We start from the raw sequence: 16,425 nt of genomic DNA, 5'->3' as shown, positions 1-16,425 counted from the left end.
CTAACCTCTGGCCGGTCGGCCCGCGATGTATGCACCGGCCGCGCGAGGAAGGAAAGAGCAGCGCATGAACGAAGCGGCGCATGGCCCGGTATGGGCTCTCGGGCTGATGAGCGGCACCTCGCTGGACGGGATCGACGCGGCGCTGGTGCTGACCGACGGCGAGACCCCGCGCGCCTTCGGCCCCAGCCTGGCGGCGCCCTACGGGCCCGGCGACGCGCCGGCGCTCAGGCGCGTTCACGCCGACTGGCGCCCGTTCCGCCCGCCGCGCGGCCCGGCCGAGGCGGCGGCGTTGGCCGCGGCCGAGGACGAGGTGCTGACGCTGCACGCGCGCGCGGCGCGGCGGCTTCTGGCGGCGCCGGGCGCGCCGCCGGCCGCGATCGTCGGCTTTCACGGGCAGACGGTGGCGCATGCGCCCGATCAGGGCTGGACCTGGCAGCTGGGCGACGGCGCGGCGCTGGCGCGGGCGCTGGGCGTGCCGGTGGCGTGGGATTTCCGCTCGGCGGACATGCGGGCGGGCGGGCAGGGGGCGCCGCTGGCCCCGTTCTTTCACTTCGCGCTGGCGCGGATGATCGGCGCCGACGCGCCGCTGGCGTTTCTGAACCTGGGCGGGGTGGGGAACGTGACCTGGGTCGATCCCGCGGCCCCGGCGCCCGAGGCGCCCGGCGCCCTGGTCGCCTTCGACACCGGGCCGGGCAATGCGCTGATCGACGACTGGATGCGCGCGCGCGCCGGCGCGCCATGCGATGAGAACGGCGCGGCGGCGGCCGCCGGGCGCGTGCGCGCGCGTCTGGCGCGGCTTGGCGGCGTCGCCGCGTGGCTCGAGCGTCCGCCGCCCAAATCCCTCGACCGCAACGATTTCGCGCCGGCGATGGCGGCGGTCGCGGGGATGAGCGTCGAGGACGGCGCGGCCACGCTGACGGCGCTGACGGCCGATTGCGTCGCGGCGGCGGCAAGCCGCCTGCCGGCGGCCCCGGCGCGCTGGCTGATCTGCGGAGGCGGGCGGCGCAACGCGGCGCTGATGGCGATGCTGGCCGAGCGGCTCGACGCCCCGGTCGAGCCGGTCGAGGCGGCGGGGCTGGACGGCGACATGCTCGAGGCGCAGGCCTTCGCGCATCTGGCGGTGCGCGCGCTGCGCGGCCTGCCGCTGTCGGCGCCGGGCGCGACGGGCTGCCGCGCGCCCACCAGGGGCGGCCGCGTCAGCCCGCCCTGAGCGCGCGGCGCGCCGCGGCCCCGCCCGCGCGGCCCTGCGCCAGGCGGCGGCGGGAGCGGCCGATCAGATGGCGTCGGGCGGGAGCGGCCGATCAGATGGCGTCGGGCGGGAGCGGCCGGTCAGATGGCGTCGGCCAGCATGCGCCCGCGCACGTAGTCCTCGACCTGGGCGATCATGTCGTCCAGCTCCTTCTCGAAGAAGTGGCCCGCGCCGGGGATGACCTTGTGCGTGATCTCGATGCCGCGCTGGGTCTTGAGCTTGTCCACCAGCTTCTGCACGTCGTCCTTCGGAGCGATGCGGTCGGCCTCGCCGTTGATGATCAGGCCCGAGGCCGGGCAGGGGGCGAGGAAGCTGAAGTCATACATGTTCGCCGGCGGCGCGACCGAGACGAATCCCGTGATCTCGGGGCGGCGCATGAGCAGCTGCATCCCGATCCACGCGCCGAACGAGAACCCCGCCACCCAGGTCGTGCGCGCGCCCGGGTTCATCGCCTGCAGATAGTCCAGCGCCGAAGCGGCGTCCGACAGCTCGCCCACGCCCTGGTCATATTCGCCCTGGCTGCGGCCGACCCCGCGGAAATTGAACCGCAGCACCGAGAAGCCCAGACGGTGAAAGGCGTAGTGCAGATTGTAGACGACCTTGTTGTTCATCGTCCCCCCGTATTGGGGGTGGGGGTGAAGGATCAGCGCGATCGGCGCGTCCTTCTCCTTCTGCGGGTGATAGCGTCCCTCCAGCCAGCCTTCGGGGCCGGGAAAAATCACCTCGGGCATGCCTTTTCCTCATCCTTTGGGGCCGGCGGCGGCGAATGCGCGCGCCGATGCTTGACTGTTTGACTAGGAAAACCTAGAAACATTCCAGAATCGAGCGCGGCCGCCACGCCGTGCGCGGCCTGGATCGACCGACAGGAGGTAGTCGGCGCGGGCCGCGCCGTCAATGGCCGCGGCGTCGCGTGCGCCTGCGCGCCCCTCGGAAAGGACACGGCCATGAAGCTCAGCACCAAGGGACGCTACGCCGTGACCGCGCTGGCCGACATCGCGCTGCAGGGCGCCGAGCCGGGCGGGGACGAGGCGCGGCTGGTCTCGCTGGCCGAGATCGCCGAGCGGCAGGACATCTCGCTGGCCTATCTCGAGCAGCTCTTCGCGCGCCTGCGCCGGGCGGGGCTGGTCGAGTCGATGCGCGGCCCGGGCGGCGGCTACCGGCTGGCGCGGCCCGCGACGCAGATCAACATCGCGCAGATCATGGCGGCGGTGGACGAGCGCCTCAACGCCATGGGCTGCGACAAGAAGCCGGGGCAGGGCTGCGGGGGCTCGAAGGCGGGTTGCCTCACGCATAACCTGTGGGAGCAGCTCTCGGCCCATGTGCATGTGTTCCTGGCGCGCATGACGCTGGCCGACGTGGTGGCCGACCGGCTGGCGCCGTGCCCGGCGGTGCCGGATTTCGCCGCGCTGATCGAGGACGACGCCGAGGATTCCGCCGCGGCGGCGAACGCGCCATGAGCGCCCGGCGCGTCTATCTGGACTGGAACGCCAGCGCCCCGCTGCGCCCCGAGGCGCGCGCGGCCATGCTGGCGGCGCTGGACCTTTGCGGCAACCCGTCCTCGGTCCATGCCGAGGGCCGCGCCGCCCGCGCCGCGATCGAGCGCGCGCGCCGCCAGGTCGCCGCGCTGGCGGGCTGCGCGCCCGAAGAGGTCGTCTTCACCTCGGGCGCCACCGAGGCGGCGCGGATCATGCTGCGCGGGCGCCGCGCGCTGGCCTTCGCCGATGTCGAGCACGATTCGGTCCATGCCGAGGCCGTCGCCTGCGCCGCGCCGGCGCGGCTGGGGGTCGAGGCGGGCGGGCGCGTGCGTCTTGAAGATGCGCCCGAGGGCGCGCCCGCGACGCTTCAGCTGGCCAATTCCGAGACCGGCGTGATGCAGCCGGCCGCGCGCCGCGCACCCCTTCTTCTGTGCGACGCCACCCAGGCGGCGGGCAAGACGGCGCTGGATTTCGCGGCCATGGGCGCGCGGGCGCTCATGCTGTCGGCGCACAAGATCGGTGGGCCCAAGGGCGTGGGCGCGCTGATCGTGCGCGCGGGCGCCGGGGTCGATTTCGGCCCCGCCGGCGGCGGGCAGGAGCTGCGCCGCCGGCCGGGCACCGAGAACGTGCCCGGCATCGCCGGCTTCGGCGCCGCGGCCGAGGCGGCGCTGCGCGATCTGGAGGCGGGCGTCTGGGCGCGGGTCGAAAGGCTGCGCGACATGATCGAGGAGCGGCTCGAAAAGGCTTCTCCCGAAACCATCTTCCCCGGCAGGGGGTCGCCGCGCCTGCCCAACACGACCTGCGCCGTCACGCCGGGCTGGAAGGGCGAGACGCAGGTGATGCAGCTGGATCTCGCCGGCTTCGCGGTCAGCGCCGGCTCGGCCTGCGCCTCGGGCAAGACGGCGCCCAGCCGCGCGCTGGCGGCGATGGGGCTGGCGCCCGAACTGGCGCGCTGCGCGCTGCGGGTCTCGCTGGGCCCGGACACGCGCGAGGACGAGGCGCTGGCCTTCGCCGAGGCCTGGGCCGAGCTGCGCCGGCGCCGCCGGAGCGCCTCGGCGGCCTGAACGGCCCGCGCGGGCGCCGAGGGGCCCGGACGGGGGATCCGGACGGGGGATGAGGAACGAACGGGGGCGCGCCCCCATGCGGCCCGCGGGGGCCGCGCAGCAGGACAGGACGCCGGCCGGCCTTGCGCCCCGGCGAAACGCAATGGAGACGAGGATGGCCGCTTTGGACGAGACGAAGGTCAAGGAAGGCGTCGAGAAGGAGACCGTCGAGGCGGTCCGCTCGATCGGCGAGCGCTACAAATACGGCTTCGAGAGCAAGGTCGAGACGGAATACGCGCCCAAGGGCCTGAACGAGGACATCGTGCGTCTGATCTCGGCCAAGAAGAACGAGCCCGAATGGCTGCTCGAATGGCGCCTGAACGCCTTCCGCCGCTGGCAGGGCATGGAGCCGCCGCGCTGGGCGATGCTCGAGCATCCGCCCATCGACTTCCAGGAGCAGTATTACTACGCCCAGCCCAAGAGCATGGCCAAGAAGCCCAAGTCGCTGGACGAGGTGGACCCCGAGCTTCTGCGCACCTACGAGAAGCTGGGCATTCCGCTGCGCGAGCAGATGATCCTGGCCGGCGTCGAGGGCGCCGAGGCGGCGCCGGCCGACGCGCGCGCCGACGCGCGCAAGGTGGCGGTGGACGCGGTGTTCGACTCGGTCTCGGTCGGCACCACCTTCAAGGAAGAGCTGGCGCGCGCCGGCGTCATCTTCTGCTCGATCTCCGAGGCGGTGCAGGAGCATCCCGAGCTGGTGCGCAAGTATCTGGGCTCGGTCGTGCCGGCCACGGACAACTTCTACGCCACGCTCAACTCGGCCGTGTTCTCGGACGGCTCGTTCGTCTACGTGCCGCCCGGCGTGCGCTGCCCGATGGAGCTGAGCACCTATTTCCGCATCAACGCCGAGAACACCGGCCAGTTCGAGCGCACGCTGATCATCGCCGACAAGGGTTCCTACGTCAGCTATCTCGAGGGCTGCACCGCGCCCATGCGCGACACCAATCAGCTGCACGCCGCGGTGGTCGAGCTGGTGGCGCTGGACGACGCCGAGATCAAGTATTCGACGGTGCAGAACTGGTATCCGGGCGACGAGAACGGCAAGGGCGGCATCTACAACTTCGTCACCAAGCGCGCCGACTGCCGCGGCGCGCGCTCGAAGGTGATGTGGACGCAGGTCGAGACGGGCTCGGCCATCACCTGGAAGTATCCGTCGTGCATCCTGCGCGGCGAGGGCAGCCAGGGCGAGTTCTACTCGATCGCCATCGCCAACAACATGCAGCAGGCCGACACAGGCACGAAGATGATCCATCTGGGGCGCAACACGCGCAGCCGCATCGTCTCGAAGGGCATCAGCGCGGGTCGGGCGCAGAACACCTATCGCGGGCTGGTCTCGATCCATCCCAAGGCGTCGGGCAGCCGCAACTACACCCAGTGCGACAGCCTGCTGATCGGCGACAAGTGCGGCGCCCACACCGTGCCCTACATCGAGTGCAAGAACAGCTCGTCGCGGGTCGAGCACGAGGCGACCGCCTCGAAGGTGGACGAGGACCAGCTGTTCTACTGCCGCCAGCGCGGCATGACCGAGGAAGAGGCCGTGGCGCTGGTGGTCAACGGCTTCTGCCGCGAGGTGCTGCAGGCCCTGCCCATGGAATTCGCCATGGAGGCGCAAAGCCTGGTGGCGATCTCGCTCGAAGGGTCGGTCGGGTGACGCCGCGCCGCCTGCGCCAGATGCTCGAGGGGGCCGCCTGCGTGCTGGCCCCCGTCCTGGCGGCCCAGGGGGCGGCCACGCTGTCGGCGCGCGCCGGGGGCGGTCTGGTCTCGCAGGCGGCGATCTTTCTGGTGGTGGCGCAGGGCACCTGGGCTCTGACCCTGTCGGGTTTCATGGCGCGCTGGGCGCCGGACCCGCGCCAGGGGCGGCGCGCCGCGGCGCGCTTCCTGTCGGGCGGGGCGCGGGCATGGGCCATGGCCGCCTTCGCGCTGATGCTGGCGGCGGCGGCGGCGGGGCTTTTCGGCGGCGGCTTCGCCACGGGCGTCGGGCGCGCCGCGCTGGGCGCGGCGGCGCTGTCGGGCATGGCGCTGGTGGGCATCCTGCTCAACCTGGCCGAAGGGGACGAGGAGCGGCGTCAGGCCGACGAGACGGAGCGAGAGGCATGATCGTGACCACAACCCACGCCGTCGAGGGCGCGCGCATCACGGCCTATCGCGGCATCGTGACGGGCGAGGCGATCATGGGCGCGAACGTGCTGCGCGACTTCTTCGCCTCCATCACCGACATCGTGGGCGGCCGCTCGGGCGCCTATGAAGGCAAGCTGGCCGACGCGCGCGAGACGGCGCTGCGCGAGATGACCGAGCGCGCCGCCGCGCTGGGCGCCGACGCGGTGGTGGGCGTCGATCTGGACTACGAGGTTTTGGGCGAGTCGATGCTGATGGTGTCGGCTTCGGGCACGGCGGTTTCGCTGTCGCGCCCCTGACGCCCGCGGAACATGGCCGCCAGGCGGCCGACGAAACGGAAAGAAGGAAATCGGGAATGCTTGAGATCAGGAACCTGCACGTGAAGCTCGAGGAAGAGGACAAGGCGATCCTCAAGGGCGTCGATCTGACGGTCGAGGCGGGCAAGGTGCACGCGATCATGGGGCCCAACGGCTCGGGCAAGTCGACGCTCAGCTACGTGCTGGCCGGGCGCGAGGGCTACGAGGTGACCGAGGGCTCGGTCACGCTGCTGGGCAAGGACCTGCTCGAGATGGAGCCCGAGGAGCGCGCCGCCGCCGGCCTGTTCCTGGCCTTTCAGTATCCGGTCGAGATCCCCGGCGTCGGCAACATGACCTTCCTGCGCACCGCCTACAACGCCCAGCGCAAGGCGCGCGGCGAGCCCGAGGTCTCGGCCGCCGAGTTCCTCAAGATCGTGCGCGAGAAGGCCAAGGCGCTGAAGATCGACGCCGAGATGCTCAAGCGGCCGGTCAATGTGGGCTTCTCGGGCGGCGAGAAGAAGCGCAACGAGATCCTTCAGATGGCGGTGCTCGAGCCGAAGATGTGCATCCTGGACGAGACCGACTCGGGCCTTGACGTCGATGCGATGAAGCTGGTGGCCGAGGGCGTGAACGCGCTGCGCGACGCGGGGCGGGCCTTCCTGGTCATCACGCATTACCAGCGCCTGCTGGACCACATCGCGCCCGACGTGGTGCACATCATGGCCGATGGGCGCATCGTCAAGACCGGCGGGCCCGAGCTGGCGCTCGAGGTCGAGCGCAACGGCTATTCCGACATCCTGGCGGAGGTCGCCTGATGCTGGCGCCGATCCGCACCCGCAAGACGCCGCAGAAGCTCGAGGCGGCCGAGGCGCTGCTGGCCGCCCGGCCCGCGCCCGAGGGCGAGGCGCGCTGGGCGCGCGAGGCCCGCGCCGCGGCCGAGGCGCGCCTGCGCGAGATGGGCGCGCCCGCGCGCCGCGACGAATACTGGAAATACACCGACCCCGCGCCGCTGCTCCAGCCCGCGCCGGACGCCGCGCCCGCCATGGCCGACGACGAGGGGCCGCTCTGGGCCGGGACCGACGCGCTGCGCCTGGTGTTCGTGGACGGCGTCTTCCGCCCCGACCTGTCGGACGATCCGCGCATGGAGGGGGTCGAGATCGCGCCCCTGTCCGAGGCGCTTGCGGCCGACATCCACTGGGCGGCCGACCTGTTCGGCCGGCTCGAGGCCGAGGGCCAGTCGCAGGTCGAGCGCCCGCTGGCCGCGCTCAACACTGCGTGCGCGGCGCAGGGCTTCGCCATCCGCGCGACCGGCAAGGCGGCGCGTCCGATCGACCTGCGCTACGTGCACGAGGATCCGCGCGCCGACGCCATGGTGCGCAACCTGGTGCGGCTCGAGCCGGGCGCCGAGCTGACGCTGCTCGAGGAGGGGGCCGTGGCGGCGCGCGCGAACATGTGCCTCGAGGTCTCGCTGGCCGAGGGCGCGCGGCTGCATCACGTGCGCGCGCAGGGGCGCGATCACGAGCGCGTGGGCGCCGCGCACATCTTCGCGCTGCTCGACGCGGAGGCCTCGTTCAAGAGCTTCACGCTGACCGCGAACGGGCGGCTGACGCGCAACGAGACCGTGGTGCGCCTGGCGGGCGACGGCGCCTCGGCGCATCTGGCCGGGGCGTGCGTGGGCGACGGCGCCTTCCTGCACGACGACACGGTGTTCATCACCCATGACGCCGTGGGCTGCGAAAGCCGCCAGGTGTTCAAGAAGGTCCTGCGCGAGGGCGCGCGCGGCGTCTTCCAGGGCAAGATCCTGGTCCGGCCCGGCGCGCAGAAGACCGACGGGTATCAGCTCAGCCAGGGGCTTCTGCTGACCGAGAACGCCGAGTTCGACTCCAAGCCCGAGCTCGAGATCTACGCCGACGACGTGGCGTGCTCGCACGGCTCGACCGTCGGGGCGGTGGACGAGACGGCGCTGTTCTATCTGCGCTCGCGCGGGATTCCGGCCGATGCGGCGCGCAACATGCTGGTGCTGGCCTTCCTCGACGAGGCCGTGGCCGAGATCGAGGACGAGGCCCTGGCCGACGTGGTGCGCGCGCGCGTCGCCGCGTGGCTCGAGCGCCGCTCGCGATGAGCGCGCCGGGCGCCGGATCCGCCCCCGCCCGCCGCCGCGGCCTGGCCGCGGCGGTGCTGGGGGCGTATCCGCGGTTTCGCGCCTCGATGGCCGCGCAGCTGGCCGAGCGGCCGCCCGAGTCGCGGCTGCTGGCCTATGCGATGGGCGCGTGCCTGGCGCTGTTCCTGGGCCGTCTGGCGCAGCTGCTGCATGCGCCCGCGGGCAGCCTGCAGGGCGGGCTTGGCGCGCAGGTCGGGGCGGCGATGCTGGCGCTTTTGTTCTTTCTGCCGCTGGTTCTTTACGCCGTCGCGGCGCTGACGCAGCTGGGGGCGCGGGCCTTCGGCGGCGCCGGCGGCTGGTACGAGACGCGGCTGGCGACCTTCTGGGCGCTGCTCGTGGCGGCGCCGGCGCAGCTGGGGGCGACGCTGGTCGGCGACCTCTTGCGCATGGCGGGGGCGGGCTGGGCGGCGACGGCGCTTGGCGCCGCGGCCTGGGCGCTGACGGCGTGGATCTGGGCCTCGTGCGTGGCGCAGGCGCATGGCTTCCGCTCGGCGGCGGCGGTGTTCGCGGGCCTGTTCGTGCTGGTCAACGGGGCGGCGCTGGCCTTCATGACGCTGGCGGCGCTGACGGGCGGGGCATGAGCGCGCCCGGCCCCGCGCGCTGCCCGACGCCCGCGCCCGCGGGCCGCGATGCGCGAAAGGGTTTCGCAACCCGACCGTTCTTTGCTAGCCTCGGCGCGCGGCGCCTGCCTTCGGGGGGCGCTTGGCGTGTGCGTTGCGTAGGGGAGCGGATCGATGGAGCGTGCGGACTCCGGGCTTGCGGCCATGGATGGCGACGATCTGGCGCGGGCCTCGCTCAAGGACAGGGTGCTGGATGCGTGGGCGGACATGCGCGCCTCGACCCGGCGCCTGCTGCGCGAGGAGCCTTCCGAGGCGCGGCTCCTGTTCTACGTCATGCTCTCGGACATCATCTTCTTCCTCAGCTGGACCATCAAGACGGTGGTCGCGCCCACCGCGGCCGCGCAGGCCAAGCTGCCGGCGCAGATCGGGATGTGGCTGGTGCTGGCGCTGCTGGCGCGCACGAGCTTCATGTATGCGCTCGCGGCCGGGCTGCGGATCGTGTGCCGCGTCTTCGGCGGCGCCGCCGGGTGGTGGGAGACGCGCCTGGCCGTGTTCTGGGGGGCGCTGGTCTCGGCGCCCTTCGGCCTGGCGGCGGCGCTGCTGACGGTGGCGATGAGCTGGTTCGAGGACGATTTTCCGATCCTCAGGCACGACATGCTGGCCCTGCCGCCCTATTACGTGGGGCTGATTCCCTTCCTGTTCTTCATCTCCTCCGCCCTGGCCGAGGTGCATGGCTTCCGGCGCATGGGTTTCCTCTTCATGGGATTGTCCGTCGCGGCGGTGGCGCTTTCGGTCTTCACGGTTTATCTGGCGGCGAGGGGCGTCGTCTGACCCGCGCGCGCGCGGCGCGTCGCCCCGGCATCAGGGGACGCGCCGCATGATCAACGACTTTCTTCTGAACCTGCGCGACGCCTATCTGCGCCCGCGCGAATCGGCGCGGCGGATCATCGCCGCGGCGCCCGACATGTCGGCCTGCGTGCTGATGGTGACGCTGGGCTACCTGATCCAGTCGGTGCTGTCGGGGCTGACCTTCGCGCTGGCCGGCCTGCCGCCGGCGCCGGCGGGGCTGGCGGCGCGCGCGCTCGAGCTCCTGGCGCAGCTGTTCATGTTCGCGCTGCTCGCGCAGGGCGCCTACGCCCTTGGCGCGCGTTTCGGCGGGCGCGGCGCGCGCATGCAGGTGGCGGCCGCGGTGGCGTGGCACAGCCTGGCGACCTCGGCCCTGGCGCCGGCGACGGCGCTGGGCATGGCCGCCGCGCGCCCCGAGGCGGGGCTGCCCGAGGGGCTGGCGCTGCTGCTGCCCTTCTCGGTCGGCGTGTCGATCTGGATGTTCGCGCAGTTCGTGGCCGAGGCGCATGGCTTCACGCGCCTTGCGCCGGTCATCGGCGCCACGCTGGTCGGCTTCGTCGCGCTGGGCTTCGTGGCGCTGGTCGCCGCGGGGCTGATCGGGGGGCTGCTGGGATGAGGGCCGGGTATCCAAGGAGGCTTTCGCATGTATGACGTTCACGCCGTGCGCCGGGATTTCCCGATCCTCTCGCGCACCGTCCACGGCAAGCCGCTGGTCTATCTGGACAACGGCGCCTCGGCGCAGAAGCCGCGCGCGGTCATCGAGGCGGTGACGCGCGCCTATGCCGAGGAATACGCCAACGTCCATCGCGGCCTGCACCACCTGTCCAACCTGGCCACCGAGCGCTACGAGAGCGTGCGCGCCCGCATCGCCGCCTTCCTCGGCGCGCCCTCGGAGGAGGAGATCATCTTCACCTCGGGCGCCACGCATGGCGTCAACCTGGTCTCCTACGCCTGGCTCGAGCCGCGCATCGAGGCGGGCGACGAGATCGTCCTGTCGGTGATGGAGCACCACGCCAACATCGTCCCCTGGCATTTCATGCGCGAGCGCCACGGCGCGGTCCTGCGCTGGGTCGAGCCCGAGCCCGACGGCAGCCTCGATCCGCAGAAGGTGATCGACGCCATCGGGCCGCGCACGAAGCTGGTGGCGCTGACGCACATGTCGAACGTGCTGGGCACGGTGGTGGATGTGGCGCGCGTGTGCGCCGCCGCGCGCGAGCGGGGCGTGGCGACGCTGATCGACGGCAGTCAGGCGGCGGTGCACATGAAGGTGGACGTCTCGCGCATCGGCTGCGACTTCTATGTGATCACAGGCCACAAGCTGTATGGCCCCACCGGCTCGGGGGCGCTGTTCGCGCGCGCCGAGCGGCTGGCGCAGATGCGCCCCTTCTTCGGCGGCGGCGACATGATTCGCGAGGTGCGCCGCGACGCGGTGTCCTACAACGATCCGCCGCACAAGTTCGAGGCCGGCACCCCCGCCATCGTGCAGATGATCGGGCTGGGCGCGGCGATCGACTATCTCGAGGGGCTGGGGATGGAGAACATCGCCGCCCACGAGGCGCGGCTGCGCGATCATGCCCGCGCGCGGCTCGGCGCGCTCGACTGGCTCGAGGTGCAGGGCGATGCGCCGGGCAAGGGGGCGATCTTCTCGTTCACCATGCGCGGGCCGGCCCATGCGCACGACATCTCGACCGTGCTCGACCGCAAGGGCGTGGCCGTGCGCGCGGGCCATCACTGCGCGCAGCCGCTGATGGAGCATCTGGGCGTGCCCGCCACCTGCCGGGCGAGCTTCGGGCTGTATAACACCATCGAAGAGGTCGATGCGCTGATCGAAGCGCTTGAAACCTGTCATAAACTCTTCGCATGATAGCTTTTGCGAAACGGCGTTGCGCAGCTGCGCCGTTGATCGCGAGAAAGTTGCGTGAGGCGAAGATGAGCAGACATTCGATGACCGAGGCCCCGGCGCCCGTCGCGGGCGACGCGTTCTCGTTCGGGGCTGCCGAGGCGCAGCTGCAGGGCGTGCAGAACATGATGACGCTGTTGGCGGCGCCGTGGCGGCTGTTCCTGGCCCTGTCGGCCGAGATGGCGCGCGAATCGCTCGGGCCGGGCCGCTGAGCGCGCCGGCTGGAGGCGCAGGCATGGGCAGGCCGCGCGTGATCGCGCCGACGCGCTGCCGTCTGGGCGAGGGGCCGCTCTGGCATCCCGAGCGCGGCGAGCTGATCTGGTTCGACATCCCCGAGCGCGCGATGTTCCAATGCGGCGCGGAGGGCGGGAATCTGCGCCGCCGCGCCTTGCCCGAGGCCTTCTCGGCCGCCGCCTGGATCGACCGCCGCCGCATCCTGGCCGCCTCGCAGAGCGGGCTCTGGCGGCTCGATCTGGACGGCGAGGCGTGCGAGCGCCTCTGGCCGCTCGAGGCCGACGATCCCGTCACGCGCGCGAATGACGGGCGGGCGGATCCGTGGGGGAACTTCTGGATCGGGACCATGGGCTGGAAGTTCGAGCGCGGCGCGGGCGCCATCTGGCGCGTCGGCGCCGAGGGGCCGCGGCTCTGGCGCAAGGGCGTGACGGTGCCCAACTCGATCTGCTTCTCGCCCGACGGGCGCGCGGCCTACTGGACCGACACGGTCGAGCAGATCATCTGGCGCCAGCCGCTCGACCCGGCCGACGGCGCGCCGCGCGGCGAGTCCGAGGTGTTCGTGGACCTGCGCGGCAAGGCCTGGCCCGACGGCTCGGTCTGCGACGCCGAGGGGCATGTGTGGAACGCGCAGTGGGACGCCTGGCGCGTGGTGCGCTACGCCCCGGACGGGCGCGAGGAGCGGGTGGTCGAGCTGCCGATCCAGCGCCCGACCTGCCCGGCCTTCGGGGGCCCGGATCTGCGGCGGCTTTTCGTGGTCTCGGCGCGCGCGGGGCTGAGCGAGGCGCAGCTGGCCGCGCAGCCCGATGCGGGGGCGGTGTTCGCGATCGATCTGGAGGATGTGCGCGGCGCGCCCGAGGCGCGGTTCCTCCACGCCCCGTAGGGCTGAGCGTTCAGCCCTCGTCCGAGGTCAGGCGCGCGCGCATGTGTTCGAGCGCGGCGCGCAGCGCGTCGATCTGCGCCTGCGACATGCCCTCGGTGGCGTCGGCCAGCATGGCGACGAGCAGGGGCGCGATCTCGCGGATCATCTCGCGCCCTTGCGGGGTCAGGGTGACGATCTTGGCGCGCCCGTCCTGCGGGTGCGGCTGGCGGGCCACCAGCCCCTGCGATTCCAGGCGGTCCACATAGCCGCACAGGGTCATCGGCTCGACGCCCATGCGCTCGGCCAGGTGGGTCTGGCGCGCGCCCTCGGCGGCGGCGGCATGAACCAGCGCGCGCGCCTCGCCGCTGGTCAGGGCCAGCCCGGCCCTGGCCACGCGCCGTTCCAGGTCGGCGCGCAGCAGCCGCGCCACGTCGGTGATCAGAAAGCCGAGCGAGCGCGGGTTGACGTCTTTCGCTTCCATTCCAGCCTTGTTCCTGTGAGCGGCCGGGGCGCCGCGGGAAGGATCAGGTCTTTATCGCGGCTCGGCGCGCCGCTCGCAAGGGCGCTTGAGCGCGCCTTCGCGGCCGCGGCCGGGGCGGATTTCGCGCGCGGGGGGCGCGGCGGGGAAAGTTGGGAAGAAAATTGCCGCGCGGCCCTCTGCGGGGGCGGAATTCTGCGCGCAGGGCGCGCAAATAGACATATGCTGGCGCTTGTCTTGATTGACAGCGCGCCGCCGATCCAAGACACAATGGCGCCGCGGCATGGCGCCCCGGCGGGCGGCGCGGAAGGCTTTTCCGTCGCCGCGCGCCCGGCGCGCGCCCAACAAGCAACGAGACACCCAACGGGAGATGATCATGAAGAAAACGCTTCTCGCCTCGGCCGCCGTCGCGCTGGCGCTGACCGGCGCCGCGGGCGCGCAGGAGGTCAAGATCGGCGTCATCCTGGGCTTCACCGGCCCGATCGAGTCGCTGACCCCCGACATGGCCGCCTCGGCCGAGCTGGCCATGAAGGAGGCCTCGGACGCCGGCACGCTGCTGGGCGGCAAGGTGCTCGTGCCCGTGCGCGCCGACAGCACCTGCGTCGACTCGGCCGCCGCCGTCGCCGCGGCCGAGCGCCTGGTCACCTCGGAGAAGGTCGCCGCCATCTACGGCCCCGACTGCTCGGGCGTGACCATGGCCGTGACCGCGAACGTGTCGGTGCCCAACGGCGTCGTCACCATCTCGCCCTCGGCCACCTCGCCGGCGCTCTCGACCATCGAGGACAAGGGCTACTTCTTCCGCACCGCGCCGTCCGACGCGCGCCAGGGCCAGGTGCTGGCCGACATCGTCAAGGAGCGCGGCATCAAGAGCGTGGCCGTCACCTACACCAACAACGACTACGGCAAGGGCCTGGCCGACGCCTTCGTCGCCGCCTTCACCGCCGCGGGCGGCGAGGTTCCGATCGTCTCGGCGCATGAGGACGGCAAGGGCGACTACTCGGCCGAAGTCGGCGCGCTGGCCGCGGCGGGCGCCGACGCGCTGGCCGTGTTCGGCTATGTCGATCAGGGCGGCAAGGGCGTGATCCAGGCCGCGCTCGACACCGGCGCCTTCGACACCTTCATCCTTGGCGACGGCATGATCGGCGACAGCCTGACCCAGACCTTCGGCTCGGCGCTGGACGGCAGCTTCGGCACCGCGCCCGGCTCGGCGGGAGACAACTTCGCCAAGTTCGACAAGATGGCCAAGGCCAACGGCATCATGGGCGACGGTCCCTATCGCGGCGAATCCTACGACGCCGCGGCGCTGATCGCGCTGGCCATGCAGGCCGCCGGTTCCGACGACCGCGCCGCCATCCAGTCCAAGATCATCGAGGTGGCCAACGCCCCCGGCGAGCCCATCGGCCCCGGCGAGCTGGCCAAGGCGCTGGACATCCTGGCCAAGGGCGGCGACGTCGATTACGTCGGCGCCACCAATGTCGAGCTGATCGGCCCGGGCGAGGCCGCCGGCTCGTATCGCGAACTCGAGGTCAAGGGCGGCAAGTTCACCACCGTCCGCGTTCGCTGAGCGCGGCCTCATCCACGCAACCGGACCCGGCGCGGCCCCCGCGCCGGGTCTTTGACAAGACGGGACGCGTCTCATGATCCGTGTCGAGAACCTGCACAAGCATTTCGGCGGCGTGCACGCGGTGGACGGAGCGACGCTCGAGATCAAGACCGGGACGATCACCGGCCTGATCGGCCCCAACGGAGCGGGAAAGACGACGTTGTTCAACGTCATCGCCGGGGCCTTTCCCCCGACCTCGGGCAAGGTCTATCTGGACGGCGAGGACATCACCGGCCTCAAGCCTCACCAGCTGTTCGCCAAGGGTCTGCTGCGCACCTTCCAGATCGCGCACGAGTTCTCGACCCTGACGGTGCGCGAGAATCTGATGATGGTGCCGCCGAACCAGCCGGGCGAGCGCCTGTGGCAGGCCTGGTTCCACGGCGGCGCCGTGCGCGAGGAGGAAGAGCGCATCCGCGCCCGCGCCGACGAGGTGATCGAGTTTCTCGAGATCGGCCACGTCGCCGACGAGCTGGCCGGCAACCTGTCGGGCGGCCAGAAGAAGCTGCTCGAGCTGGGGCGCACCATGATGACAGACGCGCGCATCGTGTTCCTGGACGAGGTCGGCGCGGGCGTGAACCGCACGCTGCTCAACACCATCGGCGACGCGATCCTGCGCCTCAATCGCGAGCGCGGCTACACCTTCTGCATGATCGAGCACGACATGGATTTCATCTCGCGCCTGTGCGACCCGGTGATCTGCATGGCCGAGGGCAAGGTTCTGGCCCAGGGCACGGCCGAAGAGATCAAGAACGACGAGCGCGTGATCGAGGCCTATCTGGGCACGGGCCTGAAGAACAAGACGCCCGCCCAGCGGGCGGCGGAGGCGCGCGCATGACCGGCAGCTATCTGATCGGCGACGAGATGACCGGCGGCTATGGCGGCGCCGACATCCTGCATGGCGTGACCATCGCCGTGGACAAGGGCGAGATCGCCGTCATCGTCGGCCCCAACGGCGCCGGCAAGTCGACCGCCATGAAGGCGATGTTCGGCATGCTGCCGCTGCGCGCGGGCCAGGTTCGGCTGGGCGGGCGCGACATCACCGCCCTGACCCCGCAGGAGCGCGTGCGCGAGGGCATGGCCTTCGTGCCGCAGACGAACAACGTCTTCGCCTCGATGACCGTCGAGGAGAATCTCGAGATGGGGGCCTTCATCCGCGACGACGACTTCTCGGCCACGATGGAGCAGGTGTTCGAGCTGTTCCCCGTGCTGCGCGAGAAGCGCCGCCAGCCCGCGGGCGAACTGTCGGGCGGCCAGCGCCAGCAGGTGGCGGTGGGGCGCGCGCTGATGACGCGGCCCTCGGTGCTGATGCTGGACGAGCCGACGGCAGGCGTGTCGCCCATCGTCATGGATGAGCTGTTCGACCGCATCATCGAGATCGCCCGCGCGGGCATCGCCGTGCTGATGGTTGAGCAGAACGCGCGCCAGGCGCTGAACATCGCCGACCGCGGCTATGTGCTGGTGCAGGGGCGCAACCGCTACACGGGCACGGGGGCCGAGCTGCTGGCCGACCCCGAGGTGCGCCGTTCATTCCTGGGAGGCTGAGGCC

At 71.9% G+C, this 16,425-nt stretch carries 19 protein-coding genes; 17 read left to right on the top strand and 2 right to left on the bottom strand.

Annotated elements, in window-relative coordinates; all coding sequences use genetic code 11:
• The first annotated feature begins 64 nt into the window (after positions 1-64).
• Entirely contained in the window at positions 65-1,210 is a 1,146-nt protein-coding gene (locus LY05_RS10745; protein ID WP_148923174.1) for an anhydro-N-acetylmuramic acid kinase, read from the top strand.
• A 119-nt stretch (positions 1,211-1,329) separates the two neighbouring features.
• On the opposite strand, the gene LY05_RS10740 is transcribed toward LY05_RS10745, so the two are convergent.
• A complete protein-coding gene (locus LY05_RS10740; RefSeq protein ID WP_148923173.1) occupies positions 1,330-1,980 on the bottom strand; it encodes an alpha/beta hydrolase in 651 nt (216 codons plus the stop codon).
• Positions 1,981-2,193: 213 nt separating this feature from the next.
• Between LY05_RS10740 and LY05_RS10735 the strand changes: the two genes are divergently transcribed.
• From LY05_RS10735 to LY05_RS10675, 13 genes are all read left to right on the top strand, one after another.
• On the top strand, positions 2,194-2,706 hold the full coding sequence (locus LY05_RS10735) for an Rrf2 family transcriptional regulator (protein WP_148923172.1): 513 nt from the start codon (positions 2,194-2,196) through the stop codon (positions 2,704-2,706).
• Entirely contained in the window at positions 2,703-3,788 is a 1,086-nt protein-coding gene (locus tag LY05_RS10730; RefSeq protein WP_148923171.1) for a cysteine desulfurase family protein, read from the top strand. The genes LY05_RS10735 and LY05_RS10730 overlap by 4 nt, the downstream gene beginning before the upstream one ends.
• A 154-nt stretch (positions 3,789-3,942) precedes the next feature.
• Positions 3,943-5,478 (top strand): Fe-S cluster assembly protein SufB, encoded by a 1,536-nt coding sequence (gene sufB, locus LY05_RS10725; protein WP_072747554.1) that lies wholly within the window; start codon positions 3,943-3,945, stop codon positions 5,476-5,478.
• Positions 5,475-5,924 (top strand): hypothetical protein, encoded by a 450-nt coding sequence (locus tag LY05_RS10720; protein ID WP_072747555.1) that lies wholly within the window; start codon positions 5,475-5,477, stop codon positions 5,922-5,924. Before sufB ends, LY05_RS10720 begins: the two co-directional genes overlap by 4 nt.
• Positions 5,921-6,241 (top strand): heavy metal-binding domain-containing protein, encoded by a 321-nt coding sequence (locus LY05_RS10715; RefSeq protein ID WP_072747556.1) that lies wholly within the window; start codon positions 5,921-5,923, stop codon positions 6,239-6,241. Before LY05_RS10720 ends, LY05_RS10715 begins: the two co-directional genes overlap by 4 nt.
• Before the next feature lie 56 nt (positions 6,242-6,297).
• A complete protein-coding gene (gene sufC / locus LY05_RS10710; RefSeq protein WP_148923170.1) occupies positions 6,298-7,053 on the top strand; it encodes a Fe-S cluster assembly ATPase SufC in 756 nt (251 codons plus the stop codon).
• The gene (gene sufD / locus LY05_RS10705; protein ID WP_148923169.1) at positions 7,053-8,360 is read left to right on the top strand and encodes a Fe-S cluster assembly protein SufD; all 1,308 of its coding nucleotides are present in this window, start codon (positions 7,053-7,055) and stop codon (positions 8,358-8,360) included. Before sufC ends, sufD begins: the two co-directional genes overlap by 1 nt.
• On the top strand, positions 8,357-8,980 hold the full coding sequence (locus tag LY05_RS10700; RefSeq protein WP_072747559.1) for a hypothetical protein: 624 nt from the start codon (positions 8,357-8,359) through the stop codon (positions 8,978-8,980). The genes sufD and LY05_RS10700 overlap by 4 nt, the downstream gene beginning before the upstream one ends.
• 153 nt (positions 8,981-9,133) lie before the next feature.
• The gene (locus tag LY05_RS10695; protein ID WP_148923168.1) at positions 9,134-9,790 is read left to right on the top strand and encodes a YIP1 family protein; all 657 of its coding nucleotides are present in this window, start codon (positions 9,134-9,136) and stop codon (positions 9,788-9,790) included.
• A gap of 46 nt (positions 9,791-9,836) precedes the next feature.
• Positions 9,837-10,421: a YIP1 family protein gene (locus LY05_RS10690; RefSeq protein ID WP_148923167.1), complete on the top strand. Its 585-nt coding sequence runs from the start codon at positions 9,837-9,839 to the stop codon at positions 10,419-10,421.
• 27 nt (positions 10,422-10,448) lie between these two features.
• A complete protein-coding gene (locus LY05_RS10685; protein WP_148923166.1) occupies positions 10,449-11,669 on the top strand; it encodes a cysteine desulfurase in 1,221 nt (406 codons plus the stop codon).
• 65 nt (positions 11,670-11,734) lie between these two features.
• Entirely contained in the window at positions 11,735-11,917 is a 183-nt protein-coding gene (locus tag LY05_RS10680; RefSeq protein ID WP_125459030.1) for a hypothetical protein, read from the top strand.
• 23 nt (positions 11,918-11,940) lie between these two features.
• Positions 11,941-12,819 carry an SMP-30/gluconolactonase/LRE family protein gene (locus tag LY05_RS10675; RefSeq protein ID WP_148923165.1) on the top strand — a complete coding sequence of 293 codons (879 nt, stop codon included), beginning with the start codon at positions 11,941-11,943 and terminating at the stop codon, positions 12,817-12,819.
• Positions 12,820-12,829: 10 nt separating this feature from the next.
• On the opposite strand, the gene LY05_RS10670 is transcribed toward LY05_RS10675, so the two are convergent.
• The gene (locus tag LY05_RS10670) at positions 12,830-13,279 is read right to left on the bottom strand and encodes a MarR family winged helix-turn-helix transcriptional regulator (protein ID WP_148923164.1); all 450 of its coding nucleotides are present in this window, start codon (positions 13,277-13,279) and stop codon (positions 12,830-12,832) included.
• 373 nt (positions 13,280-13,652) lie between these two features.
• Between LY05_RS10670 and LY05_RS10665 the strand changes: the two genes are divergently transcribed.
• The 3 genes from LY05_RS10665 to LY05_RS10655 all read left to right on the top strand — a co-directional run bounded on the left by LY05_RS10665 (position 13,653) and on the right by LY05_RS10655 (position 16,421).
• The gene (locus tag LY05_RS10665; protein WP_072747631.1) at positions 13,653-14,840 is read left to right on the top strand and encodes an ABC transporter substrate-binding protein; all 1,188 of its coding nucleotides are present in this window, start codon (positions 13,653-13,655) and stop codon (positions 14,838-14,840) included.
• 73 nt (positions 14,841-14,913) lie between these two features.
• Entirely contained in the window at positions 14,914-15,714 is an 801-nt protein-coding gene (locus LY05_RS10660; protein WP_072747565.1) for an ABC transporter ATP-binding protein, read from the top strand.
• Positions 15,711-16,421, top strand: coding sequence for an ABC transporter ATP-binding protein (locus tag LY05_RS10655; RefSeq protein WP_072747566.1), 711 nt, complete (start codon positions 15,711-15,713; stop codon positions 16,419-16,421). The genes LY05_RS10660 and LY05_RS10655 overlap by 4 nt, the downstream gene beginning before the upstream one ends.
• Positions 16,422-16,425: the final 4 nt, after the last annotated feature.

The sequence above is a fragment of the Oceanicella actignis genome (assembly GCF_008124525.1).
Lineage (GTDB): Bacteria > Pseudomonadota > Alphaproteobacteria > Rhodobacterales > Rhodobacteraceae > Oceanicella > Oceanicella actignis.
The sequence above is the reverse complement of the archived record's forward strand: the minus strand, read 5'-3'. Positions and strand labels throughout refer to the sequence as shown.